The following is a 21,343-nucleotide window of genomic DNA, read 5'->3' on the forward strand; positions in this document are numbered from 1 at the left end:
ATCAGACTATTTTCCTCTAGTAAAGAGTCTGACGATGAATCCAAGTGCAGCAACAACAAGTATCGCACCAAAACCTACCAGTGCTAGAATTTGCCCAGTGCTTGGGGTACTGTCATTCATCAGGCTGATTCCGCCTGTAATTGCTGCAATTACAGCGATGCCGATGAGAATGTACATGACACTCTTATTGGCAGACATAATATCCTCCTTATAGATTTTTTACATGGCTGTTTAAAGACGCCTACACTCCCACTGTAACATATCAGGTATATACGTTCAAAATGTACAGTCAATATGCATATATTCGCGTGGTTAACAGTTGACTTTTCCATTCGTCTTCATTAACATTCAAGATAATTGAATAGCAGTACCACTAGGGGTGCAATTCTGCTGAGACAGCCATGTGGCTGATCCCTTTGATCTGATCTGGATAATGCCAGCGTAGAGAAGTGGTTTGGTCGGATATTCCTTGTCTTCTTACTGAACCCATTTCCTATGCTGGAAATGGGTTTTTACTATGTAAAAAGGAGAAATGCTATGCTGAGCGAGATATTGAAGAAAGAAACCGAACCAATGATCGAAGCCATCTATACGGATGCATTCATACAGGGGCTGGTCCATGGAGATATTGATGATGATGCCGTCATGCACTACTTGCGTGCAGATGCGTTGTATCTGGAGGAATTTGCGAAGCTCTACGCAATGCTGATGTCGAAGACGGATTCAAAGGAGACGGTCAGGTTCATGATGGGCCAGATGACTTTCCTGCTGGATGGAGAAAGCGAGGCGCACGCTGTTCTGGCACGTGCAGTGAACAGACCGTATGAAGATATCATAGAAAATGGAGAATGGTATCCATCAGCAGACCACTATATCAAGCATATGTACTTCAACGCCTGCACAAGAGAGGACATTGCGTATGCAATCAGTGCAATGGCACCATGCCCCTATGTCTACCGCAGACTCGGACAGATGGCAATGGAACGGAATACTTTTGCAGCGGACCATCCATATAGGAAGTGGTTCGAGTTCTATGCGAATGATATGAACGATACGGTAGATGTCATGTTCAGCATCATCGATGATGCCGTAATGCATATGGCTGAAAAAGAAGTGGACGTGCTCAAGAAAAACTATGTCGAAAGCACAGAGCATGAAAGACGTTTCTTCAATATGGCTGCCACCAAAGAACGATGGGATGGAGTGGGTATCAATGTCTAGATTTCCAATTGCTCTGACGGTTGCCGGTAATGATCCGACAGGCGGTGCAGGGATACTGGCCGACAGCAAGACATTTCATTCACGTGGTGTATATGGTATGGCTGCTGTAACATCGCTGACTGCCCAGAACACCATGGGTGTCCAGGATGTTTTCAATGTGCCAGTCGATTTTCTGGAAAAGCAGCTGTACAGCGTCTTCAGTGATGAAACGCCTCACGCAATGAAAAGCGGTATGATCGCAACAGTCGATATGATGGAAATTATTGCTCGAACAGCAGACCAGTATGATATACCGTACATCATCGATCCAGTCATGATCGCCACGAGCGGAGATGCACTGATAGAGGAGACATCAATCGATTTTCTAAGAGAGAGCCTGCTGCCCGCTGCCACCAGTGTGACACCGAACATCCACGAAGCGGAAAAGATAGCAGGCATCAAAATTGAAAATGCCACGGATATCAGAAAAGCTGCAGATATTTTTGTGAAGGAAATCGGTGTTCAAAGTGTCATCATAAAGGGGGGGCACCTTGAAGGAGATGCCGTGGACTATCTGTTCACAAGAGACACCACCATCGAACTTTCCGAACCACGTATTGAAACGTCAAATACACATGGAACAGGCTGCACTTTCTCAGCAGCCATCACTGCAGAACTTGCAAAGGGCAAAACACTTGAAGAAAGTTTCAGGCTGGCGAAGAAGTATATCAGTTCAGCAATCAGAAATAATCCTGGAATTGGAAAGGGCAACGGCCCGGTGAACCATTTCAGCTATAGAGGAGACTAGAATATGAAACGTATAGAGAAACTGAAAATACAAAGTCCACTGGTTGTCTGCATAACGAATGACGTCGTCAAAAACTTTACTGCCAACGGCATGCTCGCTGCCGGTGCATCCCCGATCATGAGCGGAGAAAAGGCGGAAGCACACGATCTGATGCATGCTGCCTCTGCGCTATTGATCAACATCGGTACTGCAGACCGTGCCAAGGTGGAGCTGATGGATAGAATGATGGAAGCCGCCAATGAAAAAGGCAAACCGATTGTGTTTGATCCGGTTGGATATGGCGCTTCAGATTTCCGTGTCGATATCACAGAAGATCTGCTCAGCCGTCATCAAGTATCACTGATCAAGGGCAACGGTGGAGAAATGCTGGCATTGTCCGGCGCAGAAAGCAGCCTCAAAGGTGTCGATTCGACTGAACAGACGGACACAGCAGAAATTGCCGATGCCGTATACAGCAGGTTTAAAATTCCGGCTCTGGTTACCGGCAAAGTGGATGCGCTTGCTACAGAGAATGGCATTGTTACAATGTTCAATGGGCACAGTCTGCAAGGGAAGATTACAGGATCAGGGTGTCTACTTGGCGCATTGACAGCAGGTTTCATTGGACTCGAAAAAGAATTTACCGCAGAAGCTGTTGTGGATGCAGTCAGCTACTATAACTTATGTGCCGAATGTGCTGCTGCACAGATGAGCCGTCCGGCACCTGGTACTTTCATCAGTCATCTGATCGATGAACTCTATTTGAGCGAGGATAGACTGCTCCAGGACAGGACCGTCAAAGGATTATGATGGAGCTGAAGCGTGAAGATTTAAGATTATATTTCATCTGCGGCAGCAGTAATGTAGAGGGAGACACCCTGAAAGTAATCGAGGAAGCCTTGGAGAGTGGCGTGACCATGTTCCAGTTGAGAGAAAAGGGACAGGATGCGCTGGAAGGAAAAGCACTGGTCAATTTTGCAGAAACCATCAGATCTCTCTGTCGAAAATACGATGTGCCTTTTATCGTGAACGATGATGCACAACTTGCAGAAAGAGTGGGAGCAGACGGCATCCACCTTGGTCAGGACGACCAGACAGTCACTTCGTTGTCTCCCTATTTTGATGACAAGATTATCGGACTGTCTGTCAGAGACCGTTATGAGCTTGACCGGAGTGAGCTGTCGGCAGTCGACTACATTGGCACAGGCCCGGTATTCCCGACACACTCCAAAGATGACGCAGGCAGCACCATCGGTGTCGAAGGACTCGCAGAAATGAGAAGCCGGATTAAAGAACTGCCCATGGTCGCTATCGGCGGTATCAACACTGAAAACTTCAGATCATGTCTCCGAAATGGTGCAGATGGCGTCTCATTCATATCCGCTATTGCAGAAGCAGAGGACGTGGGCCAGGCAGTCAGAGGGTTTCTGAAGTGAATCAGATAGTATCTGGCTCAAATAAAAGATCTCCATGCATGGAAAGTAATACGCCCATGCATGGAGATCTTTCTTTTAAGTCAATTTATCCATCCCATTGCTACTGCGGCAGTGCCCCCCGGTCAATGACACCCGTCAGAAATTCCAGGTTGGGATAATCCTTTTCCGCCAGCTGCTGCTTTACTTTTTCGACATCATATCTGATACGCTGGATGCCTACATTAAATTGATTGCCATCTCCTTCTGCAATCAGATAGGAGGCTTGATTCAAACCGTCAAAAGGCAATCCGACGCTGCCCAGGTTTGCCACACATTTTCCATTGATATGACGCACATAGGGCAGATGGATGTGGCCATACAGAAATATGTCCGCTTTTTTATTAATCATAAGCTTCTCTTCCAATGCTTCGTCCGACTCTGCCGGTTTGACAACTTCAAATAGACTCTCAGGAGTGGCATGGAAGCAATGGACATTGATTTCATCCGTCAGTTCAACAGTCACTTCCGACGGCAGGCCTTTTAGATAGTCCAGATCCTCATCCGACAACTGATCAACAGACCATTCCCGCTCCTCTCTCATAGTATCGAGCACCTGATTCGGTACTTCGCCTGCCTCTATACCTCGATGAATCCATTCATCCGCATTTCCCTTGATGACATCCGTATTCAGACCCCTCACCAGCTCAATTGATCTTTTCGGTTCAGGCCCCCGGTAGGCAATATCACCCAGAACAACAATCTTGTCCGCCTGCTTCTTCTCAATATCCGCAAGCACAGCCTCCAGTGCCGTCGCATTTCCATGAATATCGGAAATAAATGCTATCTTCATTTAGAAACACCGCCTTTAATAGTAATTGCTCCCTTAAATCATATACTTTCACGGAAAGGGATATCAAGGCATAGGGAAAAGACGGCAGATTAATTAGAGGTTTTAATAAATATAATCACTCAAGTGTCCTGTCTCTATACTTCTCTCTTTGTTCTGTCAGTTCTGATCAGTTTTGATGCAAAAAATGTCACGAAGAAAAGAATAATGCCGGCTTTATTAAAAAGTATGAACACTTGCAGAATATCTGAGAATGATTCGGTATGGTAGAAGCCGCTCAACAGAAGCGTCGGAAAGACGATGAGCAGCATGGATATGTAATGGACGATGATCTGTTTGCCGAAGCTCCATTCCCCGACCAGATAGATGACACTGGTAACTCCAAGGAAGAAGGCGATGATGCCATAGAATACATAGGCGATTGCTTCATCAGAAGCACCGTTAGTATAGCTCAACAATAAAAGTACCATCATAAACAGCAGGAGCATTGTGCCCCTTGTTAACCCTTTTTTGACAAGATGCATGTAGATCACTTTCTTTCTTATGTAATTATTTGCTGATTGTCGTGACAATCATTTTATGTTGCTTTTCTTATGAACAGGTTTCTTATTTCGATTTGCTGACGAGAAGAGTGGTTACAGTGCTATTTTGTGATGAAATTAATCAGTCCCTTAGCCATGTTTTGATGATTTAAAGTAAATATCCTGATACAATGCATATGTATATTATAGTCTAATAAGTAATAATTTTCAAAATTAATTAGACGGTTGTAATATATTCATTATGATAAAAGTAGTAATATCAATCCAGTAGACTTTAGCGTAATTCAGAGCGAGATAGTAGAATGTCGGCAGAGGTGTCATCAATGTATACATACAGAGTCTATAACAAGTTTTCAACAGAATGATCAGAGATTATAGATGAAGACGGCGAGTCTAAAGGCTATATCAGAAAAACGTACAATAATTTTCTGAAAAGAATTTTTGATTTTATTGGAAGTGTCAACTTTATCAATAGGTATGAAGTATTGGATTCTGATGAAAAAATAATATTTCAGTCTAAAAGAGGCAGTCCTTTCAAGTGGAGAACGTACCATGCTGAATATTACCACGAAAGTGACTCTTTTCGGTTTGAGATGAAACAGAAAGACTTGTTCAAAGTTCCCGATCAGACTCGTTTCCTATTCGACGGTACTTATTTCGATTTGAAAGCAGAGTTTGGAAGGTGGGCAGTGATCACTGAAGAAAAGTCCAGAAAACAAATAGCAAGATGGCGTATATCATTTATACCTCCAATAGACGCCAGCTTCGAAATTCTGGACGAAAGCTGCCGTAGACATGAGCTGCTTTTTCTGGGAGCATTCCACACATATCTCTATGGAGAGTAGAAGCGTGAACGCGAATACATATGTTAGGAGAGATTGAATGAAAAAGGCGCTGATTGCCATTTCTATTTTAAACGTGATCTACTACTTTACTGCAGGTACGATAGATAACACAGGAAATATGTTTTTCATAGCATGGGGAACGACTTTCCTGCTACTGGTACTGTCCATTATTTCACTGGCTTTTGATGAGAATGGAGCAGATCGTAGGTTGCTCAGCTTTGTTGCAATTGGCATCAATCTCATTCCATTGTTCATTATCGGTTCAATGTTCGTTTTTTTATAGTTACCCAATAGATAAAAATAGTCTTCCTCATTCTGGTGAACTATAGTAATATGATTCTAATACTGAAAGTGACGAAGGGAAAAGTACATGTGCTGATGCATAACAGAAAACTCCGTGAGCTGAGAGGGAGGATGCAGAGGCGTTTGGAAACAAGTCCTGGAGCTGTATACCGGATGTTGTTTGAATGACTGATGGTGTACCGGGTTCTCCCGATATAGAGATGGAGTATACTCTGTTTTTTCAGACGTACTTGAGAGGTTCATATGGTGACATATGGACAAAATGAGGTGGCACCGCGTCCTTCTGAATTCTGGAAGTTCCGTCCTCAAGCTTGGATGCTTGAGGGTGGGCTTTTTTGGTTCCAAATTGAATTCAGGAGGGTGTTGAATGTCGGAAAGTATCAAGTGGAGATATCCGCTATTGCTGCTTATTGGAATCGGTGTATCCAATCTTGGCGCCTGGATCTATCTGATTGCACTGAATCTGATTGTCCTCGATATGACAGAATCAGTACTTGCAGTATCATTGCTCTACATCATGATACCTATTGCCACAGTATTTACAAATTTCTGGTCGGGTAGTTTTATAGACAGGTTAAATAGAAGAAACTTGATGATCTACCTCGATCTGCTCAGAGCTGTAATCATATTCATGCTTCCTTTCACGGATTCAATCATTATAATCTATATGCTGGTTTTCATCATCAATATAGGAAGTGCCATATTTGAACCGGCTGCCATGGTATACATGACTGAACTGATACCGAAGGAGGACAGGCAGAGGTTCAATGCAATGAGGAACTTTATCAACTCGAGCGGTTTCATACTAGGACCTTCGATTGCAGGTATCCTGCTATTTATCGGATCTCCGGCCATGGCCATCCTTGCGAATGGACTGGCCTTATTGATATCAGCTTTTGTTATTTTGATGCTTCCGAGTATAAAAGTCGAGCAAGCAGTTTCTGCTGAAAAAGTGACCTTTAGAATGATAGTCACAGACTGGAAAACCGTTTTAAGTTTCAGCAGATCAAACCTCCATATAGCATGGATATACTGCCTTTTCACTGGCATCATCGTTTTCATGACTGCACTCGATTCTTTGGAAGCTGCGTTTGCAACCGGTGTACTTCTATTGTCTGAAAGTGGGTATGGTTTTCTCGTCAGTATCGCAGGACTCGGCATCATCATCGGCTCCTTGATAAACGCTCTATTTGCCGACCGGCTGAAAATCAACCTGATGATTGGCATGGGCGCTTTTTTCACACCAGTGGGGTATCTGATCTTCGGCTACTCAGGAAACTTCATATGGGCGTCCATCGGCTTTTTCACACTGACATTTGCATTATCATTTGCAAATACAGGGTTCTACACTTTCTACCAAAACAGTGTACCGACTGGAATCATGGGCAGATTCTCAAGTGTCTTCGGTATTCTGGAAGCAATGCTGATCATTCTATTCACTACTGCTGCAGGCGTACTGTCTGAAGTGTACGACATTAGAATTGTCTACATCATCGGCTCGTTCCTGTTCCTGATTCTGGGACTTGCTATCAACATTTTTATAATGGGAGGCCAAAGAAAGGATGCCTACCGGCAGGAGAGCAGCTGAAGGAGAGGATTGACTGATTGATATTGTTTTGACACTCACATTAGGTTTTGCTAATATGTGTATAACATATTAATAATCCCTAATATAAGGAGGATATCATATGCTGACGGCAGATCTGGATACAAAAGTGAAGCTGATCCATGGGTTTTCGAATAAGACGCGTCTTCAGATACTTGAGTCCATCAAGGAGGATGAGAAGACAGTGTCTCAGATTGTAACTGATATCGGCGCGAGCCAGTCGAGCATCTCCCAGCACCTTGCATGCCTGAAGGATTGCGGCATCATCATCGGGAGACAGCAGGGAAAGTACATATATTACGCACTGCGCAATCAGAACATGCGTGACCTGCTTTCCATGTTCGATACAGTGCTTGAAGATGTTGGAGAGAATGTAGCGTCCTGTGAAAATCATATAGAAGGTTGTGATGTATAATGTCCCAAACATGCTGCAGTCAATCAAAGGAAAAAGTAGCGAGCCACAGCAGCACCTGCTGCACTACGGAAGTTCGTGAGATGGCAAGCCAGACGAGTGAAACAAATACATGCTGTGGTGATGATGGTCCCGGTGATCCAGAAGACGATCCTGAAGGCTGTTGCAGCGCTTCAAAAGCGCAGACAGCAAGCGAAGGCAGTACGTGCTGCAGTACCGAAGTTGAAGAAGCGAGCGCCTGCTGTAGTTCTGAAAAATCTGAGGACGAGCCTGAAGGCTGTTGCAGCAGCAGTTCTGCCAGTGAAGTGACAGCGGTTCAGGGTGAAAAGAAAGTATACCGCATCCAGGGCATGGACTGCCCGTCCTGTGCAATGACCATTGAGAAAGGTGTAAATGCTCTAGGCAGTATCATCGAAGCGAAGGTCAGCTACGGTACAGCCAAGCTGCAGGTGGTCGGCATGGATCAGAGTGCGTTTGATGGTGCAGAGCAGACTGTCAGGAAGCTTGGTTTTGAGATTGAGATGCCGGAACAGAAGCGCAATTTGAGAACTTATATTGTGGAAGGCATGGATTGCGGCAGCTGTGCCCAGAGTATTGAAAATCATCTCAGCAAGCTGTCCAAGGTCAAGCATGCGGATGTCAGTTTCTCTACAGGAAAGATGAAAGTGGAGCATGACAACAGTGTGGAGGACATCATTTCGGAAGTATCCAAAATCGGCTATCATGCCTCTGTTGCTGACGGAGTTGGAACCAATACTGGCAAAAAGCCGAAAAGTGAATATCAGAACATCATCATTACAGGTGCACTGATTGCGGTCGGTTTTATCGGCTCCTATGCAGGATTGCCGCAGATGATGAGTACGATACTCTATGCTATTGCCATTGTCATCAGCGGATACAAGCCGGTCAAAAGTGCCTATTATGCCATACGAAGCGGCTCATTGGATATGAACGTGCTCATGTCGGCTGCGGTGATTGGTGCAGCTCTGATTGGTGAATGGTTCGAGGGTGCTACTGTCGTATGGCTGTTTGCCCTTGGCATCGCTCTACAGAACCAGTCGATCGAACGGACAAGAAAGTCGATCCGAAACCTTATGGATCTCACACCTTCTGAAGCATGGGTAAAAGCCGGGTCTGAACTGGTGCAGAAACCGGTCAGTGACATCACTGTCGGTGAGATTACGATCATCAAACCAGGGGACAGAGTGCCACTTGATGGTGAAGTCGTGAAAGGTGAGACAAGCATCAACCAGGCACCGATCACAGGGGAATCCATGCCGGTCGACAAGGTCGAAGGTGACACTGTCTACGCCGGTACAATCAATGAACATGGATCCATCGAAGTCAGAGTGACGAAGCTGGTTCAGGATACGACCATCTCGAAGATCATCCATATGGTTGAGGAAGCCCAGGAGCAGCGGGCACCGACCCAGGCTTTCATTGACAAGTTTGCAAGCATCTACACTCCGATTGTATTTGCTGCAGCACTTGCTGTGATTGTCCTGCCGCCATTATTTGGTGCAGGCAGCTGGGGAGAGTGGGTCTATAAAGGATTGGCACTGCTCGTTGTTGCCTGCCCTTGTGCACTTGTCATTTCGACACCGGTCGCCATTGTATCGGCCATCGGCAATGCGGCGAAGAACGGCGTACTGATCAAAGGCGGCACATTTCTTGAGAAGGCCGCACAGATCAAAGTCATTGCCTTTGATAAGACAGGCACACTGACAGAAGGTAGACCGCAGGTTACAGAAGTGAAGGCTTATGGGACTACTGAGGAAGAACTGCTTTCCATTGCCTATACGCTCGAAGACTATTCCACTCATCCAATCGGCAGAACCATTGTGGACTACGCCAAAGAACAGAATATCCAGGTGAAGCCAGGCGAACGTTTCAGTAATATTGTCGGCAAAGGTGTCCAGGCGACAATCGAAGGTCAGGTCTACTATGCCGGCAATCAAAAATTGTTCGCTGAAGCGGGTATTTCACTGAGTGGTCATGAAGAAGCGCTTGAAGACATCCAGTCTCAAGGCAAGACAGTTGTCATCATCGGTACAAAAAAAGGAGTGATTGGCGTCATTGCCGTCTCCGATACCATCCGCAAGACAACAGCACAGGCTTTGAAGGATCTGAGGCACGCAGGTGTGGATCAGTTGGTCATGCTGACTGGTGATAACAGAGGCACGGCGAAGCGGATTGCGGCTGAAGCGAATGTGAATCGTTATTTTGCAGAGCTGATGCCTGAAGACAAAGTGAATGCAATCAGACAGCTGCAGGCAGAAGGCCATAAAGTTGCGATGGTAGGGGATGGCATCAATGATGCCCCTGCACTGGCGCTATCCGACATCGGTATTGCCATGGGTGGTGCAGGAACGGATACTGCCATGGAGACTGCAGACATCGTCCTGATGGCGGATAATCTCGAAAAACTGCCACATACTATGAAGCTGAGCAGGAAGGCGCTGTCAATCATCAAGCAGAACATATGGTTCTCACTGATCGTCAAAGCCATTGCACTCGTCTTTATATTCCCAGGATGGCTGACACTCTGGATGGCGGTACTGAGTGACACAGGCGCCGCAATCATCGTCATTCTGAATGCATTGCGTCTGCTGAATGTGAAAGAGTAGGGCATTTTGTTTTATCGAATCAGAGTGGGGCTGGGACAAAAGTTTGGAACAGATGATGCATGTCATGAAATATAAATATAATCCGTACGTTTGACTCCTTGGGGAATAGCATCAGCGTAAGACTACAGGCTTACGCGATGCCCCAGGAAAGCTAGCGTACGGATTATTTGTGATAAAGATATTTATGTCCCAGCCCCACTCTTTTTAATTTATGTTAAGTTTGGAAATGCTCTGAAAACCCTCAAAGTTTATCAGAAAATGGAAGCGGGTAGATAGGATAGTACTATACATAGCAACAACAAAATATCATCATGATTCTACCGAGCTGGGGGTTATAATATGAACGGGCATGCTTTCAATGATGGAAAGTGGCAATGGATTGAGATGGATTTCAGCGATAAGGCGGCCCTCGAGAAGAAGATTTCGGGCTATCATGTGGACGATAGGTGGCTGGATCAGGCGAGTGAAGGGGAGACGAACAACCTTCAGATGGATACGACCTATGAGGGGAGAGAGGTTGTATGGGGGTCTCTTGTATATGACCACGACCTTGAGGATCCAGAGTCGGAACGTGTTTTCCATTTCTGTCTGACCCGGGAGTTTCTTCTGACCGATCATTTGGATTTCGATGTGTTTGAAAAGATCGACACAAGTAATATCATGACAAAACTTGATCTTACCCACACGCCGATCGAGGGGTTCATGGTGTTCATCAATATCATTCTCAACAGCTATCTGAAGAAGATTGACTTGTTTGAAGGCAGGATTAATGATCTGCTATGGCAGCTGGAACGGAAGAATAATGAAAAGGTGCTTTCTCAGATCATGAAATGCCGGCACGAGCTCCTTATATTGAAAAGCCTGATTCTTCCTCTTAAGGAAATAGAGATTGGGGTACCGGAAGCGTTTGGTGAATCAATTAAAGAGGGGCCGATATATAATAAGATGCGGCACCGGATCCGTCGTGCATTCACTCTGGTGACCGAATATGGCAAAGAAATCGGCAGCATGGCAGAGCTCGAGAGCGTCAAGGCTGATGTGCGGGGCAACGAAATCATGAAGACATTGACCATAGTCACGGTCCTGTTTACACCAATCATGGCCTGGGGGGCGCTCTGGGGGATGAACTTTATTCATATGCCGGAACTGGACTACAAGTATGGATACTTGTTTGCCTGGCTGCTCATTATTGTTAACACCGGTGCAATCTATCAGTTTCTTCGCAATAAGGGCTGGATGGGTGATGTGCTGAATAATAGGAAAGAGGCAAAGAAGAAGTGATTTGATAGATCATGAAAGAGCGTCTGATTCTTTGCATTGGCTGAAATGGATAAAAAGAGTGAACGTTCATTTTCTGTCGTAATATATATTATATAGTTCAATTTATATTGCATTCAGAGTTAATTTGAGTCTATGTTATTATTAATACATGTGAAGAGGAGTGATGATGTTGATTCAGTTTCCTGTTATGAAAAAGAATGCGACCATCGGCATCACGGCGCCCTCATCAGGTGTGCCTGAAGATCTGCATGACATTCTGAAGTCCGCAATCGGCAGAATGGAGCAGAAAGGCTACAGCTTCAAGATTGGTGAGACTGCATGGACGGATGATAAAGCCAGATCTGCATCTGCTGAGAAACGTGCTGTAGAGCTCAAAGAAATGCTTGCTGATGAAACTGTTGACATGATCATTCCGCCGTGGGGTGGGGAACTGCTCATTGAGATGCTTGAGCATATGAATTTCAACAACATGCCAGCCAAATGGATGATGGGGTACTCTGACACCAGTACGCTGCTGCTGGCCATCACATTGAATACTGGTATAGCCACCGCACATGGCACGAATCTGATTGATCTGAGAGGTGAAGAGAGCGATGCGACAACTGCCATGTGGGAGATCGTTCTCTCTACAGAGAAAGGCGAAGCAGTCACGCAGCATTCGTCGAAGTGCTATCAGAAAGAATGGGACTTTGAAAATCCGACGCCACATATCTTCAATCTTTCGGAAGAGACACACTGGCAGACAGTTTCCGGTCAGAGCGTCAGGGCGGAAGGCCGGTTGCTGGGCGGCTGCATCGACACAATCCGTCACCTTATCGGCACACCTTATGGAAACGTCCAGAAATTCAGAGAAAAATACATACCGGACGAACCGGTGATCTGGTATCTTGAAAACTGTGAGATGTCCACTACAGATCTGAGACGGTCTCTGGTGCAGATGAAATTGGCCGGCTGGTTCAAGAATGTATCTGCCATCATGTTCGGCAGAAGCCCTGCAAATATGCCGGTCGAAAACTATATGGCTGAAGATGTCTATAAAGCACTTTCAGAAGAGCTCGATGTCCCGATTGCATATGACATTGATTGTGGCCATATGCCACCCCAGATCACTTTTATAAACGGTGCATATGCCAAAGTAATAGTGAAGAATGGTCACGGAACTGTTCTGCAGAGATTCAGTTAGGATGGCAAGAGGAGAGATGAACATTGGATAGTAAAGAGAGTGTCGTTCTGCAGCATTACAATGCAGATCACATGAATACGTTAAAGAAATTCCAGCTTCCAGAAGATCAGGAAAGATTCACATCAATGCCATTGGAGTATGAAAATGTCGATTGCGGTCAGTATCGCATCGTCATACTTAACAGGGGCGAACCAGTCGGATTCTTCATTCTGGATTCATCTGAAAAAGTAGCGTCCTACACCAGCAATGACAGTGCAATGCTGCTGACTTCGCTACTGATTGATTATCAGTCGCAAGGGAAAGGGTTTGCAAAGCAGGCTTTGAACAGGCTGGGGGAGTTCATACGGAATGAGTATCCTGACTGCAACGGGATTGTACTATCAGTAAATCACAAGAACGTGCATGCAAGGAGACTGTATGAAAAGACAGGATTTCAGGATACCGGCAAGACAATCGGTGGCCCTGAAGGTGAACAAAGTATAATGAAGTTAGTGATTTGACCAGTATAATAACAACAGGAAATATGGAGGATCATGAATATGAATAAGGAAGCACAAGCCTATTGGGAGGAATACTGGGAAGGGCAGGAGAAACCGGAGTCGGTTACTGCATGGCAGTTTGGCGCAGATCCGGACTACCTCGCCCAGCTGGTATCAGATGGAGTGAAGACTGCAACATGTTCAGGGCGCATCTTCTATGATGTGGAAAATGAACCACTGCCTACAACAGAAGACTACAGCATAATTCTTGATGGCGATGATAAGCCGACTTCCATCATCAAAACTACGGAGGTCACCATCACACCCATGAATGAAGTCAGTGAAGAATTTGCGATTTCAGAAGGTGAAGGGGATAGGACATACCAGTACTGGTGGAACGCACATGTAGACTTCTTCACAAATGAACTTCAAAGTATCGGGCGGGAATTCTCAGAAGACATGCTGCTCGTATGCGAACGTTTCAATGTCATCCATGTGAAAGAGCAATAGAAGAAGCGCATTTCGACCAAAGTCGGAATGCGCTTTATTGTTTCTTCGCTGATTAATTGGAAGTCTACAGAGTGTATTATTTTTACTGGCTATACTAATGATTCCACTGCACCTACTACTGTTTCCCACTCCTGTGATGACGGGTCTACAATTTTAAAATGTTCCGCTTCCGGCAGAATGATCAACTCGGTATCATCCCCTTGCTCTACAGCTTTTTCATGATAGCCAACGCTTACATCCACAGGTACATTTTCATCCAGTTCGCCATGAATGAGAATCTGTCTGGCACCAATCGGCAGCAGTTCGATGGTTGAAGCTGCATGATAGCTCTCCAACATTTCTTCAGGCGGACCGCCGATGAAGGCGGAGACGGGGCTGTCGACTTCTCTTTCCTGATGAATATGCCACATTTTCCTGAGATCCGCTACACCTGCCAGGCTGATGACGCCCTGGATAGGTATAAGCAGCGTGGATCCACTGTGATCATCTACATTCTCACTGAGGCGTGAAGCGGCCCATAGTGCCAGATGCCCACCGGCGGAATGACCAAGAAGAATAACCTGTGAAAGATTGATATCATAATCTGCCTTAATCTGTGCCAGATGATTGATCGCATCCACGACATCCTGGCATGTTCCCATCCACCCGCTGCTGTCTTCTCCTGTGCGCCTGTATTCTATATTCCATGTTGCATAGCCACGGTCTCTCAGATCCTCTGAAAGCGGGGTGTTCTCGTCAAGATCATACTTCTGTCTCCAGAATCCACCGTGAATCGATACAACCACCGGATGCGGGCCTTGAGCGTCTGGTATGCGCAGTATTCCATATTGTGAATCATGGACACCGTAAGCAACACGATAAGTGTCTGCCAAAGTAAAACTCCTTGTCTTTTTAATGCAATAGTACCATACTGATCCATCCGGCTCTAAATAAAACTCCCTCCATGATCTTCACTATATAAGTGAGATATGGAGGGAGACTGCTGTTCTATTTGATCAGTTTTTTCGCCAGTGGTGAAACCCCCATGCTCTGGACGACAAGTGAAACCAATACAGCTGCGAATGATAGAGAAACAATCGTGTCATGCTGCCCAGAGTTCATCGAGTAGAGGCTCAGGATGAGGTAGACGGACATCGAGCCTTTCAGTCCACCCCATGTAATTACAGTCGATTCACGCCAGCTGATCTTATCCCGCCATTTCGAGAATGCCTGAGTGGCGCCCATGACGATGGCAAACCGGACGATGATTGACAGTAGAAAGATGATGAGCGCAAATCCCCATGCACCAAATGCCAGAAATTCTTTCGCTTCTATACCAATCAATAGGAAGAGCAGGGTAAGTACGGAAGGTTCTACAATGGTCCAGAACCCGTCCAGGTTCTCCTTGAATTTCTCTTCTTTTTCAGAGCTGGCAAACTCGAATGACAGCATGATGCCGGCAGATACAGTTGCAAGTACACCGGACACATGAATGGCTTCCGCAATGTTGAATACGCCGTATGCCAAAATGATGCTCAGCATGACGTGGTACTGCTGATGATGAGTAATATAGACAGCTTTACTGATCAGCCATCCAAATATGACACCAAGCGCCACGCCGCCCAGTGAAACGAGCAGAAACTGGCCGAAGAATGAGAAGACGCCAGCTGACTGGCTCTGGGCAAGCATGCCGGCCAATGTACTGAAAATGACGATGCTTGTTCCATCGTTAAGTAGCGATTCCCCTTCAACCACATCTGCTATGGTGTCATCTCCGGCTGCTTTCTGGATGATTGAAACAACCGACACAGGATCGGTCGGTGTCAGAATCGATGCGATGACCAGCGCGCCGAGAAAAGTAATGGAGACGAAAGGACCGCTGACAAGAAATATGACGGACCCGAGCAATCCGACAGTAAGCATGATGCCGATGGTTGCCAGGAATATGATGATTCCAGCATTCTTCTTGAACTCACCCGCTGAAAATTGATAGGCCGATGTAAACAGGAGCGCAGGAAGAAAGACATGGTAGATGGTGCGTTCCGTCACCTGTACGTCGGAAAAGTAGGGTATGAAAGAAAGTCCGATACCTATACCGACAAGTATGACCGGAACAGGGAAGTTTTCCTGCTTCTTATCAATGGTGAAGATGATGTATCCGATAAACAGCAGTATGATGATATGTGAAACCGACATGACAATCCCTCCCAGTAATAGATGTAAATAAATTCCCTACTTTTTTATGATTAAACTTTGAGGTTCCACACACCTGAAGTTAGTAGTAAAGATATCTTTACACATGCGAAGGAGTCTGTTACTGTTTATGTAAAGATATCTTTACTACTTGTGAGGAGGCTGGTATATGGGCGTGGTCAACAATATTAGAACAATCCGACAGAGTAAAGGGATAACACAGACGAGAATGGCTGAAGATCTTCAGGTCACACGACAGACCGTAAATGCGATTGAAAAAAACAAATATAACCCAAGCCTTGAACTGGCATTGAAACTGGTGAAGTACTTCGAAGTGCCGATTGAAGACATTTTTATATTGGAGGAGGATGAAGAATGACGAAGGGCAGAAGTAGCTGGGCGCCGTTTTCCATAATAATAGGGGGCCTTATTGGTACCATACTCGGTTCCTTACTTGCATATTTTTTTCAAGGAGAATTTCCATATGACGTACTTGCGGGCGGACTATTCGCAAGCACTATTCTGACCGTCATCCAGATTATCAGGATGAAAAGCAAGAAAGACAACGTGCCGGAAGCGGATGAACGAGTGGCTCGAAATATCGCGCGATATTTCTTATATACTTCACATATATTTCTGGCCATTTTGTTCATTGCCTTGGCTGTGTTTACACTGCTGGATTATGAGGCACTCCCCATCCTTTACCTTTGGATTTTCTTCTTCGCATATATTGGACTTTCGGGTATAGGTGGTCTTATAGTAAAAAGGAGGTAGGCTAGCTGGTATGTAATATAATAGATCCGGGTTACTTCAGTTTACCCGGATCTATTTTGCATCTTATTTTGCTATTAGTGACCGTTTGTTTTGAGATTGCCTTAGTTGATTTGATCTTGGCTATCCAGATATTTCCGAAAGCCATCGGAAATTCTATTATATTCAGCATCAAGCGCTTCTTCATCTACCAACATGATTTTTCTCTCTTTCATAACCCATTCTCCATCAATCATTACATGCTGGACTGAATCATCTCTACTATAGAATAGCAAGTTGTAGAGGGAATTAGTAAAGCCGTCACTGTCTATCATGGGTTCCATTTCTACTTCTTTTCGAAGGAAAATTAAATCTGCTTTATAATCTTGTTTTATTTCTCCTGTTATCGCCTTCAAACTATAGGCTTCAGCTCCGTTTCTAGTTGCCATTTTAAAGACATCCTCTACAGTGTGCTTCTCTAAAGGGTTATTCACTTTCATCAAGTAGTATGTTAATCGCATTAGTTCCCACATGTTTGTATGGGAATAATCCGTACCCAAACCAACATTGAGTCCTTTATCAATCATTGTTGAGACATCTGCAATACCTGCGCCTGTGTCCAGATTGGAAGATGGACAGTGGATAACCGAACTATTACTTTTTGCAAGTATATCCATATCTGTTGGGTTCATATATACTCCATGAAATAGAACAGTGTGTTTATCCAATAGTCCATGTTTTCTATATAACGACACACTGGATTGTCCATACTTAGATTGAACGATGTCCGATCTCCACTGACTTTCGAGGCAATGTGTCATCATGATAGGGTTATAATTACTCTTTAATTCTTTTACTTTCTGTAGTTCTTCTTCTGTAATGTCCTCTTCTTCCAATAGGTGAGACCCAAAGTCAATTTTACCGGGGGTTCCTTGATAGTCTCCAATTTCTTCATAAGCATCAATGATTCCTTTTATCCCTAGTTCTTCCATTACTTTTTTTAAACATCCAGGGGATTGTGGATCTGAATCACTTACAAATGTAACACCATTTTTAACCATATCTACATAGCTTTTTTGGGCAATACAAGAAAACTCATTTTCAGTGAGTTTGTTATCTACATAATCAAACAGTAATTGTTGTAGTTTTCCTTGGTTTGAGGAGTTTCCCCAGTCTTGTAGTTCCATTTCCTTCATCAATCCCTTTGCGATAGGGGAATAACTGTGAAAATGAGAGTTAAACAAACCTGGCAATATTAAGTAATCGGTGCAGTCCACGATCTCTTCAATTTCAATATCGCTTACTTGAAAGTTGATCCTATCCCCATCTATGTAGATATCTCCTTTATCAAACCTCATATGACTGTTTAGAAAAGTTGCATTCTTTAATAACATGTTCATCCCTCTGCTTTACTGATTTTTGTAGTAGAATATTTTTTCAATAGCAATTCCATTTAGCTATAAAAACTAACTTAATCTATATGTGAATCTATGGGCAATGTTCAATTACTCTAATAGACGAAAAACTCCTGTTTTATTTTCTATCGGCTCCGATGATTATAGAAGCAGTCGAACAGTATCATCCAGAAGATGAATTCAGATAATACAGAAGTACTGCTGAGAATATAATAATGGATACAATGGTGGAAAGCATGAGACTTTTAGGGAATTGCTTGCTTTTTAAGAAAAAAGCGATGAGGTCAAGAATGAGTGCGAATACCAGTATGACTGTAATTACGAGTAGCAGGAATGAAATCAAGCTGATGGGTGTATTCATATTCAGCCTCCTCTTTGTAAGTTTGATTTTAACATTCTTTAATGTAAGATTAGTATAAATATGGAAGAATAAAGGAGTATGTGATGGTCAATTTTGCAGAGATAGACGAAAACAATTTCTATGACGTTATCGATCTCGAGGTCAAGGAAGCACAGAGCAGATTTGTCGCACCAAATGTCAGATCAATCGCAGAATGCTATCTGTACAGGAAGAATAATGATGTATTTCCGTACGCTATACAGGATGCAGGAAAAGTAGTCGGATTCATTCTCATCGATCTGGACGAAGAGGCACGCGAGTTCATGATCTGGCGCATGATGATCGATAGGAAGTATCAGAACTACGGCTATGGCCGAGCAGCAATTATGAAAGCTATGGAGATGGCGAAAAGTGAAAATAAATATGATACCTTCATCGCAGACTATGTAAAAGGGAATGAAGTGATGGGTGAGCTGCTCAGATCCATGGGATTCACTCATCACTCATTCGACGAAGAGAATAATGAGTACGTAATGCACTACAAGCTAAACTGAATGATGTAAGGAGTTTGATGGAATGAGAAATATAATAATCGGCTTGTCGTTAATGCTGATCAGTTCATTACTATACAGTTCGAATCTGATCGCAGCTGCCGTATATAGTGGGACAGTGGCAAAAACATCATGGGATAGAAACGCAGGTATCTTTGGTACTGCACTGGAAGAAGTATCGTTTCTGCCTATATATATGATTACGTTGATATTTATCATTGGGCTGGTCATATTGATACTGGAAGTTTGCAGTAGAGATTTTATATCAAAGATGAAGCGACAGTAGATTAAATATATAAGATATCGATCTTAGGAGGGGGAAATATATGAACTTCATCATAATCTTTGTAATTACATATTTAATCAGCCTTTTTGTTAATCTTGTTTTCAATATATTTATTTATAGAGAGGGGAACCCTCTTGTCATCATTCTGAGGAACGTTCTAATTGCATCTTTTGTTTTTTCTGCTGTAATCTGGTTGCTCTTTGAAACGATAGTGTGATCAACAATAAATAAAAAAATGGTACATAGTACAGCTTATTATTAGATATGCGTTAGATATTCAAAGGATAGGGTAAAAATTCACTTAAGATGATTTAGAATTTATTAGTTTTCTTATAGCAAGGAGGGTCAAATTTATGAGAAAAGTGAAAACCTCTTCGACAGACCGGGCAATCTACGGAGTAGCAGGCGGAATTGCGGAGAATCTGGGCATACCTTCCTTTATTGTAAGACTCGCCTTCATCTTTACTTTGCCGTTCTCCTTCGTAGTCTACTTCTTTTTGGCATATTTTGTTTTCGATGATGGTTATATTTAATTCTATAAAGTTCAATAGTTCTTATTTCTTTAGGACTTGATATACTTCTTTCTATAAGGAATACTTTTTAAACAAAATCACACTGACACCATGAATGGAGAACTCAACATGAATAAAGCTGTAGTTTTTGATATGGATGGTACATTGCTCAGAACAGAATTGATACTTGAGAGTTCACTCACTAAAACTCTAAAGGAACTTGACACAAGAAGTATCCTTTATGTGGAAAACCCTGTAGAAAAGTATAAGGAAATCATGGGTGTAACGCTTGAAGAAGTGTGGCGGAACCTATTGATCAGTCCAAAAGAGGATACTATAAGATTGGCAAACGATATATTTCAAGGTCAACTTATCTCGTGTATCAATACTGGAAGTAGTAAATTATATGATGGTGCAACTGAGACTCTGGCATCCATCAAATCAAAAGGCTATAGGATTTTTGTCGCCAGCAACGGAGACCAGTCGTACTTGGATGCAATCTTTAACCATCATAATCTAGCAAGATTTATTACATCCGTACATAGTATCAATGGCGTGCAGAGTCTGGACAAGTCTGACCTGGTAGAATATATTATCGAAAGTGAAAATGTAGATGCGAAGTATATGGTGGGGGATAGGCTTTCAGACATCAAGGCAGGAAGAGAAAATAACTTGCAGGTTATCGGTTGCAACTTCTATTTTGCGAAAGATGAAGAGCTCGAAAAAGCGGACTATGTGATAGATTCACTGAAAGAACTAGTGCAGATAATAATCTGATCAGGTTTTCATGCCGCCTTTTTTTTCTTCTTTATTATCTGTCCAGTATTTAATGAGATTGGAAAAAGTTACCATTGATAGAAAAATCCAAAAGTCTATTCTAGTATAATTGAAGGTATTATTTTCCGGAGGGCCGTAGATGGTTGTCATACTGACTACCAATGCGATAAGGTATATTGAAATGAACAAAGTGAATTTCAAATCTGGCTTCTCGTCACTTTCTGCATCCTCATTCTTATTGCGAACACCTATTTTAGTGTTTTTTGACTTCTCATCTAATAGGACAGTTGCTATGGCCAGAATGAAGGTCAGTATGATCGGACCAAGCTGTATATACCAGGTCATGAAAGACAGGTGATAAAGAAAGTCACATACAACAAGCCACGTCACAGCAAATAGCAGCCAGGGTCTCCATAAGTGTTCCCACATATATTGTCATCCTCCAGTATATTATTTAGTATAACTTTAACAAATATGAAAGAATATTGAAAATATATGCAAGT

The 21,343-nt window shown here is 43.6% G+C and carries 26 protein-coding genes and 1 riboswitch; of the genes, 19 read left to right on the forward strand and 7 right to left on the reverse strand.

Features of this window, described 5'->3' with window-relative positions; genetic code table 11:
• Positions 1-6: 6 nt before the first annotated feature.
• The gene (locus FO441_RS03610) at positions 7-198 is read right to left on the reverse strand and encodes a hypothetical protein (protein WP_145285899.1); all 192 of its coding nucleotides are present in this window, start codon (positions 196-198) and stop codon (positions 7-9) included.
• A gap of 167 nt (positions 199-365) precedes the next feature.
• A riboswitch (TPP riboswitch) is annotated at positions 366-465 on the forward strand.
• A gap of 72 nt (positions 466-537) precedes the next feature.
• Between FO441_RS03610 and tenA the strand changes: the two genes are divergently transcribed.
• Genes tenA through thiE form a run of 4 tightly spaced genes read left to right on the forward strand, consistent with a single transcriptional unit; the run spans position 538 to position 3,423 of the window.
• Positions 538-1,221 carry a thiaminase II gene (tenA, locus tag FO441_RS03615; protein WP_145285902.1) on the forward strand — a complete coding sequence of 228 codons (684 nt, stop codon included), beginning with the start codon at positions 538-540 and terminating at the stop codon, positions 1,219-1,221.
• On the forward strand, positions 1,214-2,008 hold the full coding sequence (gene thiD / locus FO441_RS03620) for a bifunctional hydroxymethylpyrimidine kinase/phosphomethylpyrimidine kinase (RefSeq protein ID WP_145285905.1): 795 nt from the start codon (positions 1,214-1,216) through the stop codon (positions 2,006-2,008). The genes tenA and thiD overlap by 8 nt, the downstream gene beginning before the upstream one ends.
• Positions 2,009-2,011: 3 nt before the next feature.
• Positions 2,012-2,797 carry a hydroxyethylthiazole kinase gene (gene thiM / locus FO441_RS03625; protein WP_145285908.1) on the forward strand — a complete coding sequence of 262 codons (786 nt, stop codon included), beginning with the start codon at positions 2,012-2,014 and terminating at the stop codon, positions 2,795-2,797.
• Positions 2,794-3,423 carry a thiamine phosphate synthase gene (thiE, locus tag FO441_RS03630; protein ID WP_246094995.1) on the forward strand — a complete coding sequence of 210 codons (630 nt, stop codon included), beginning with the start codon at positions 2,794-2,796 and terminating at the stop codon, positions 3,421-3,423. Before thiM ends, thiE begins: the two co-directional genes overlap by 4 nt.
• A 100-nt stretch (positions 3,424-3,523) precedes the next feature.
• On the opposite strand, the gene FO441_RS03635 is transcribed toward thiE, so the two are convergent.
• Together FO441_RS03635 and FO441_RS03640 are read right to left on the reverse strand one after the other, a co-directional pair.
• Complete coding sequence (locus FO441_RS03635; RefSeq protein ID WP_145285911.1) at positions 3,524-4,252, reverse strand: metallophosphoesterase family protein; 729 nt, start codon at positions 4,250-4,252, stop codon at positions 3,524-3,526.
• A gap of 134 nt (positions 4,253-4,386) precedes the next feature.
• Positions 4,387-4,773, reverse strand: a complete 387-nt coding sequence (locus tag FO441_RS03640; RefSeq protein ID WP_145285914.1) for a DUF3021 family protein — start codon at positions 4,771-4,773, stop codon at positions 4,387-4,389.
• Positions 4,774-5,165: 392 nt separating this feature from the next.
• Here FO441_RS03640 and FO441_RS12745 point away from each other — a divergent pair, with 392 nt between their 5' ends.
• From FO441_RS12745 to FO441_RS03680, 9 genes are all read left to right on the forward strand, one after another.
• Complete coding sequence (locus tag FO441_RS12745; RefSeq protein WP_425473445.1) at positions 5,166-5,636, forward strand: tubby C-terminal domain-like protein; 471 nt, start codon at positions 5,166-5,168, stop codon at positions 5,634-5,636.
• A 37-nt stretch (positions 5,637-5,673) separates the two neighbouring features.
• Positions 5,674-5,919: a hypothetical protein gene (locus FO441_RS03645; RefSeq protein ID WP_145285917.1), complete on the forward strand. Its 246-nt coding sequence runs from the start codon at positions 5,674-5,676 to the stop codon at positions 5,917-5,919.
• Positions 5,920-6,306: 387 nt separating this feature from the next.
• A complete protein-coding gene (locus FO441_RS03650; RefSeq protein WP_145285921.1) occupies positions 6,307-7,527 on the forward strand; it encodes an MFS transporter in 1,221 nt (406 codons plus the stop codon).
• A 100-nt stretch (positions 7,528-7,627) separates the two neighbouring features.
• Positions 7,628-7,960, forward strand: a complete 333-nt coding sequence (locus FO441_RS03655) for an ArsR/SmtB family transcription factor (protein ID WP_145285923.1) — start codon at positions 7,628-7,630, stop codon at positions 7,958-7,960.
• Positions 7,961-8,040: 80 nt separating this feature from the next.
• On the forward strand, positions 8,041-10,584 hold the full coding sequence (locus FO441_RS03660) for a heavy metal translocating P-type ATPase (RefSeq protein ID WP_145287334.1): 2,544 nt from the start codon (positions 8,041-8,043) through the stop codon (positions 10,582-10,584).
• Between the two features lie 339 nt (positions 10,585-10,923).
• On the forward strand, positions 10,924-11,865 hold the full coding sequence (locus tag FO441_RS03665) for a magnesium transporter CorA family protein (RefSeq protein ID WP_145285926.1): 942 nt from the start codon (positions 10,924-10,926) through the stop codon (positions 11,863-11,865).
• A gap of 169 nt (positions 11,866-12,034) precedes the next feature.
• Positions 12,035-13,048, forward strand: a complete 1,014-nt coding sequence (locus FO441_RS03670; RefSeq protein WP_145287337.1) for a S66 family peptidase — start codon at positions 12,035-12,037, stop codon at positions 13,046-13,048.
• Between the two features lie 23 nt (positions 13,049-13,071).
• Entirely contained in the window at positions 13,072-13,548 is a 477-nt protein-coding gene (locus FO441_RS03675) for a GNAT family N-acetyltransferase (RefSeq protein ID WP_145285929.1), read from the forward strand.
• Positions 13,549-13,587: 39 nt separating this feature from the next.
• Positions 13,588-14,037, forward strand: coding sequence for an ASCH domain-containing protein (locus tag FO441_RS03680; protein WP_145285931.1), 450 nt, complete (start codon positions 13,588-13,590; stop codon positions 14,035-14,037).
• A gap of 89 nt (positions 14,038-14,126) precedes the next feature.
• On the opposite strand, the gene FO441_RS03685 is transcribed toward FO441_RS03680, so the two are convergent.
• A complete protein-coding gene (locus tag FO441_RS03685) occupies positions 14,127-14,909 on the reverse strand; it encodes an alpha/beta hydrolase family protein (RefSeq protein WP_145285934.1) in 783 nt (260 codons plus the stop codon).
• 115 nt (positions 14,910-15,024) lie between these two features.
• Positions 15,025-16,212, reverse strand: coding sequence for a cation:proton antiporter (locus FO441_RS03690; protein ID WP_145285937.1), 1,188 nt, complete (start codon positions 16,210-16,212; stop codon positions 15,025-15,027).
• Between the two features lie 166 nt (positions 16,213-16,378).
• On the opposite strand from FO441_RS03690, the gene FO441_RS03695 reads away from it, so the two are divergent.
• Positions 16,379-16,588, forward strand: coding sequence for a helix-turn-helix transcriptional regulator (locus FO441_RS03695; protein WP_145285940.1), 210 nt, complete (start codon positions 16,379-16,381; stop codon positions 16,586-16,588).
• Positions 16,585-16,983 (forward strand): hypothetical protein, encoded by a 399-nt coding sequence (locus FO441_RS03700; RefSeq protein ID WP_145285942.1) that lies wholly within the window; start codon positions 16,585-16,587, stop codon positions 16,981-16,983. Before FO441_RS03695 ends, FO441_RS03700 begins: the two co-directional genes overlap by 4 nt.
• A gap of 101 nt (positions 16,984-17,084) precedes the next feature.
• On the opposite strand, the gene FO441_RS03705 is transcribed toward FO441_RS03700, so the two are convergent.
• Positions 17,085-18,353 (reverse strand): amidohydrolase family protein, encoded by a 1,269-nt coding sequence (locus tag FO441_RS03705; RefSeq protein WP_145285945.1) that lies wholly within the window; start codon positions 18,351-18,353, stop codon positions 17,085-17,087.
• A 465-nt stretch (positions 18,354-18,818) separates the two neighbouring features.
• Between FO441_RS03705 and FO441_RS03710 the strand changes: the two genes are divergently transcribed.
• The 4 genes from FO441_RS03710 to FO441_RS03725 all read left to right on the forward strand — a co-directional run bounded on the left by FO441_RS03710 (position 18,819) and on the right by FO441_RS03725 (position 20,840).
• Positions 18,819-19,268: a GNAT family N-acetyltransferase gene (locus tag FO441_RS03710; protein WP_145285947.1), complete on the forward strand. Its 450-nt coding sequence runs from the start codon at positions 18,819-18,821 to the stop codon at positions 19,266-19,268.
• Positions 19,269-19,290: 22 nt separating this feature from the next.
• Positions 19,291-19,551, forward strand: a complete 261-nt coding sequence (locus FO441_RS03715) for a phosphatase (RefSeq protein ID WP_145285950.1) — start codon at positions 19,291-19,293, stop codon at positions 19,549-19,551.
• 353 nt (positions 19,552-19,904) lie between these two features.
• On the forward strand, positions 19,905-20,084 hold the full coding sequence (locus FO441_RS03720) for a PspC domain-containing protein (protein WP_145285953.1): 180 nt from the start codon (positions 19,905-19,907) through the stop codon (positions 20,082-20,084).
• A gap of 108 nt (positions 20,085-20,192) precedes the next feature.
• On the forward strand, positions 20,193-20,840 hold the full coding sequence (locus FO441_RS03725; protein WP_186365457.1) for an HAD hydrolase-like protein: 648 nt from the start codon (positions 20,193-20,195) through the stop codon (positions 20,838-20,840).
• Here FO441_RS03725 and FO441_RS03730 read toward each other — a convergent pair whose 3' ends face one another.
• Positions 20,841-21,269 carry a hypothetical protein gene (locus tag FO441_RS03730; protein ID WP_145285959.1) on the reverse strand — a complete coding sequence of 143 codons (429 nt, stop codon included), beginning with the start codon at positions 21,267-21,269 and terminating at the stop codon, positions 20,841-20,843. It lies immediately after the preceding gene.
• Between the last annotated feature and the right edge of the window lie 74 nt (positions 21,270-21,343).

Source organism: Salinicoccus cyprini, assembly GCF_007713705.1.
GTDB lineage: Bacteria > Bacillota > Bacilli > Staphylococcales > Salinicoccaceae > Salinicoccus > Salinicoccus cyprini.

Bases quoted from the DNA above. Each gene is read 5' to 3' on its own strand.
- FO441_RS03610 (WP_145285899.1), bottom strand. From the start codon at position 198: ATGTCTGCCAATAAGAGTGTCATGTACATTCTCATCGGCATCGCTGTA.
- tenA (WP_145285902.1), top strand. From the start codon at position 538: ATGCTGAGCGAGATATTGAAGAAAGAAACCGAACCAATGATCGAAGCC.
- thiD (WP_145285905.1), top strand. From the start codon at position 1,214: ATGTCTAGATTTCCAATTGCTCTGACGGTTGCCGGTAATGATCCGACA.
- thiM (WP_145285908.1), top strand. From the start codon at position 2,012: ATGAAACGTATAGAGAAACTGAAAATACAAAGTCCACTGGTTGTCTGC.
- thiE (WP_246094995.1), top strand. From the start codon at position 2,794: ATGATGGAGCTGAAGCGTGAAGATTTAAGATTATATTTCATCTGCGGC.
- FO441_RS03635 (WP_145285911.1), bottom strand. From the start codon at position 4,252: ATGAAGATAGCATTTATTTCCGATATTCATGGAAATGCGACGGCACTG.
- FO441_RS03640 (WP_145285914.1), bottom strand. From the start codon at position 4,773: ATGCATCTTGTCAAAAAAGGGTTAACAAGGGGCACAATGCTCCTGCTG.
- FO441_RS03645 (WP_145285917.1), top strand. From the start codon at position 5,674: ATGAAAAAGGCGCTGATTGCCATTTCTATTTTAAACGTGATCTACTAC.
- FO441_RS03650 (WP_145285921.1), top strand. From the start codon at position 6,307: ATGTCGGAAAGTATCAAGTGGAGATATCCGCTATTGCTGCTTATTGGA.
- FO441_RS03655 (WP_145285923.1), top strand. From the start codon at position 7,628: ATGCTGACGGCAGATCTGGATACAAAAGTGAAGCTGATCCATGGGTTT.
- FO441_RS03660 (WP_145287334.1), top strand. From the start codon at position 8,041: ATGGCAAGCCAGACGAGTGAAACAAATACATGCTGTGGTGATGATGGT.
- FO441_RS03665 (WP_145285926.1), top strand. From the start codon at position 10,924: ATGAACGGGCATGCTTTCAATGATGGAAAGTGGCAATGGATTGAGATG.
- FO441_RS03680 (WP_145285931.1), top strand. From the start codon at position 13,588: ATGAATAAGGAAGCACAAGCCTATTGGGAGGAATACTGGGAAGGGCAG.
- FO441_RS03690 (WP_145285937.1), bottom strand. From the start codon at position 16,212: ATGTCGGTTTCACATATCATCATACTGCTGTTTATCGGATACATCATC.
- FO441_RS03695 (WP_145285940.1), top strand. From the start codon at position 16,379: ATGGGCGTGGTCAACAATATTAGAACAATCCGACAGAGTAAAGGGATA.
- FO441_RS03700 (WP_145285942.1), top strand. From the start codon at position 16,585: ATGACGAAGGGCAGAAGTAGCTGGGCGCCGTTTTCCATAATAATAGGG.
- FO441_RS03705 (WP_145285945.1), bottom strand. From the start codon at position 18,353: ATGTTATTAAAGAATGCAACTTTTCTAAACAGTCATATGAGGTTTGAT.
- FO441_RS03710 (WP_145285947.1), top strand. From the start codon at position 18,819: ATGGTCAATTTTGCAGAGATAGACGAAAACAATTTCTATGACGTTATC.
- FO441_RS03715 (WP_145285950.1), top strand. From the start codon at position 19,291: ATGAGAAATATAATAATCGGCTTGTCGTTAATGCTGATCAGTTCATTA.
- FO441_RS03720 (WP_145285953.1), top strand. From the start codon at position 19,905: ATGAGAAAAGTGAAAACCTCTTCGACAGACCGGGCAATCTACGGAGTA.
- FO441_RS03725 (WP_186365457.1), top strand. From the start codon at position 20,193: ATGAATAAAGCTGTAGTTTTTGATATGGATGGTACATTGCTCAGAACA.
- FO441_RS03730 (WP_145285959.1), bottom strand. From the start codon at position 21,269: ATGTGGGAACACTTATGGAGACCCTGGCTGCTATTTGCTGTGACGTGG.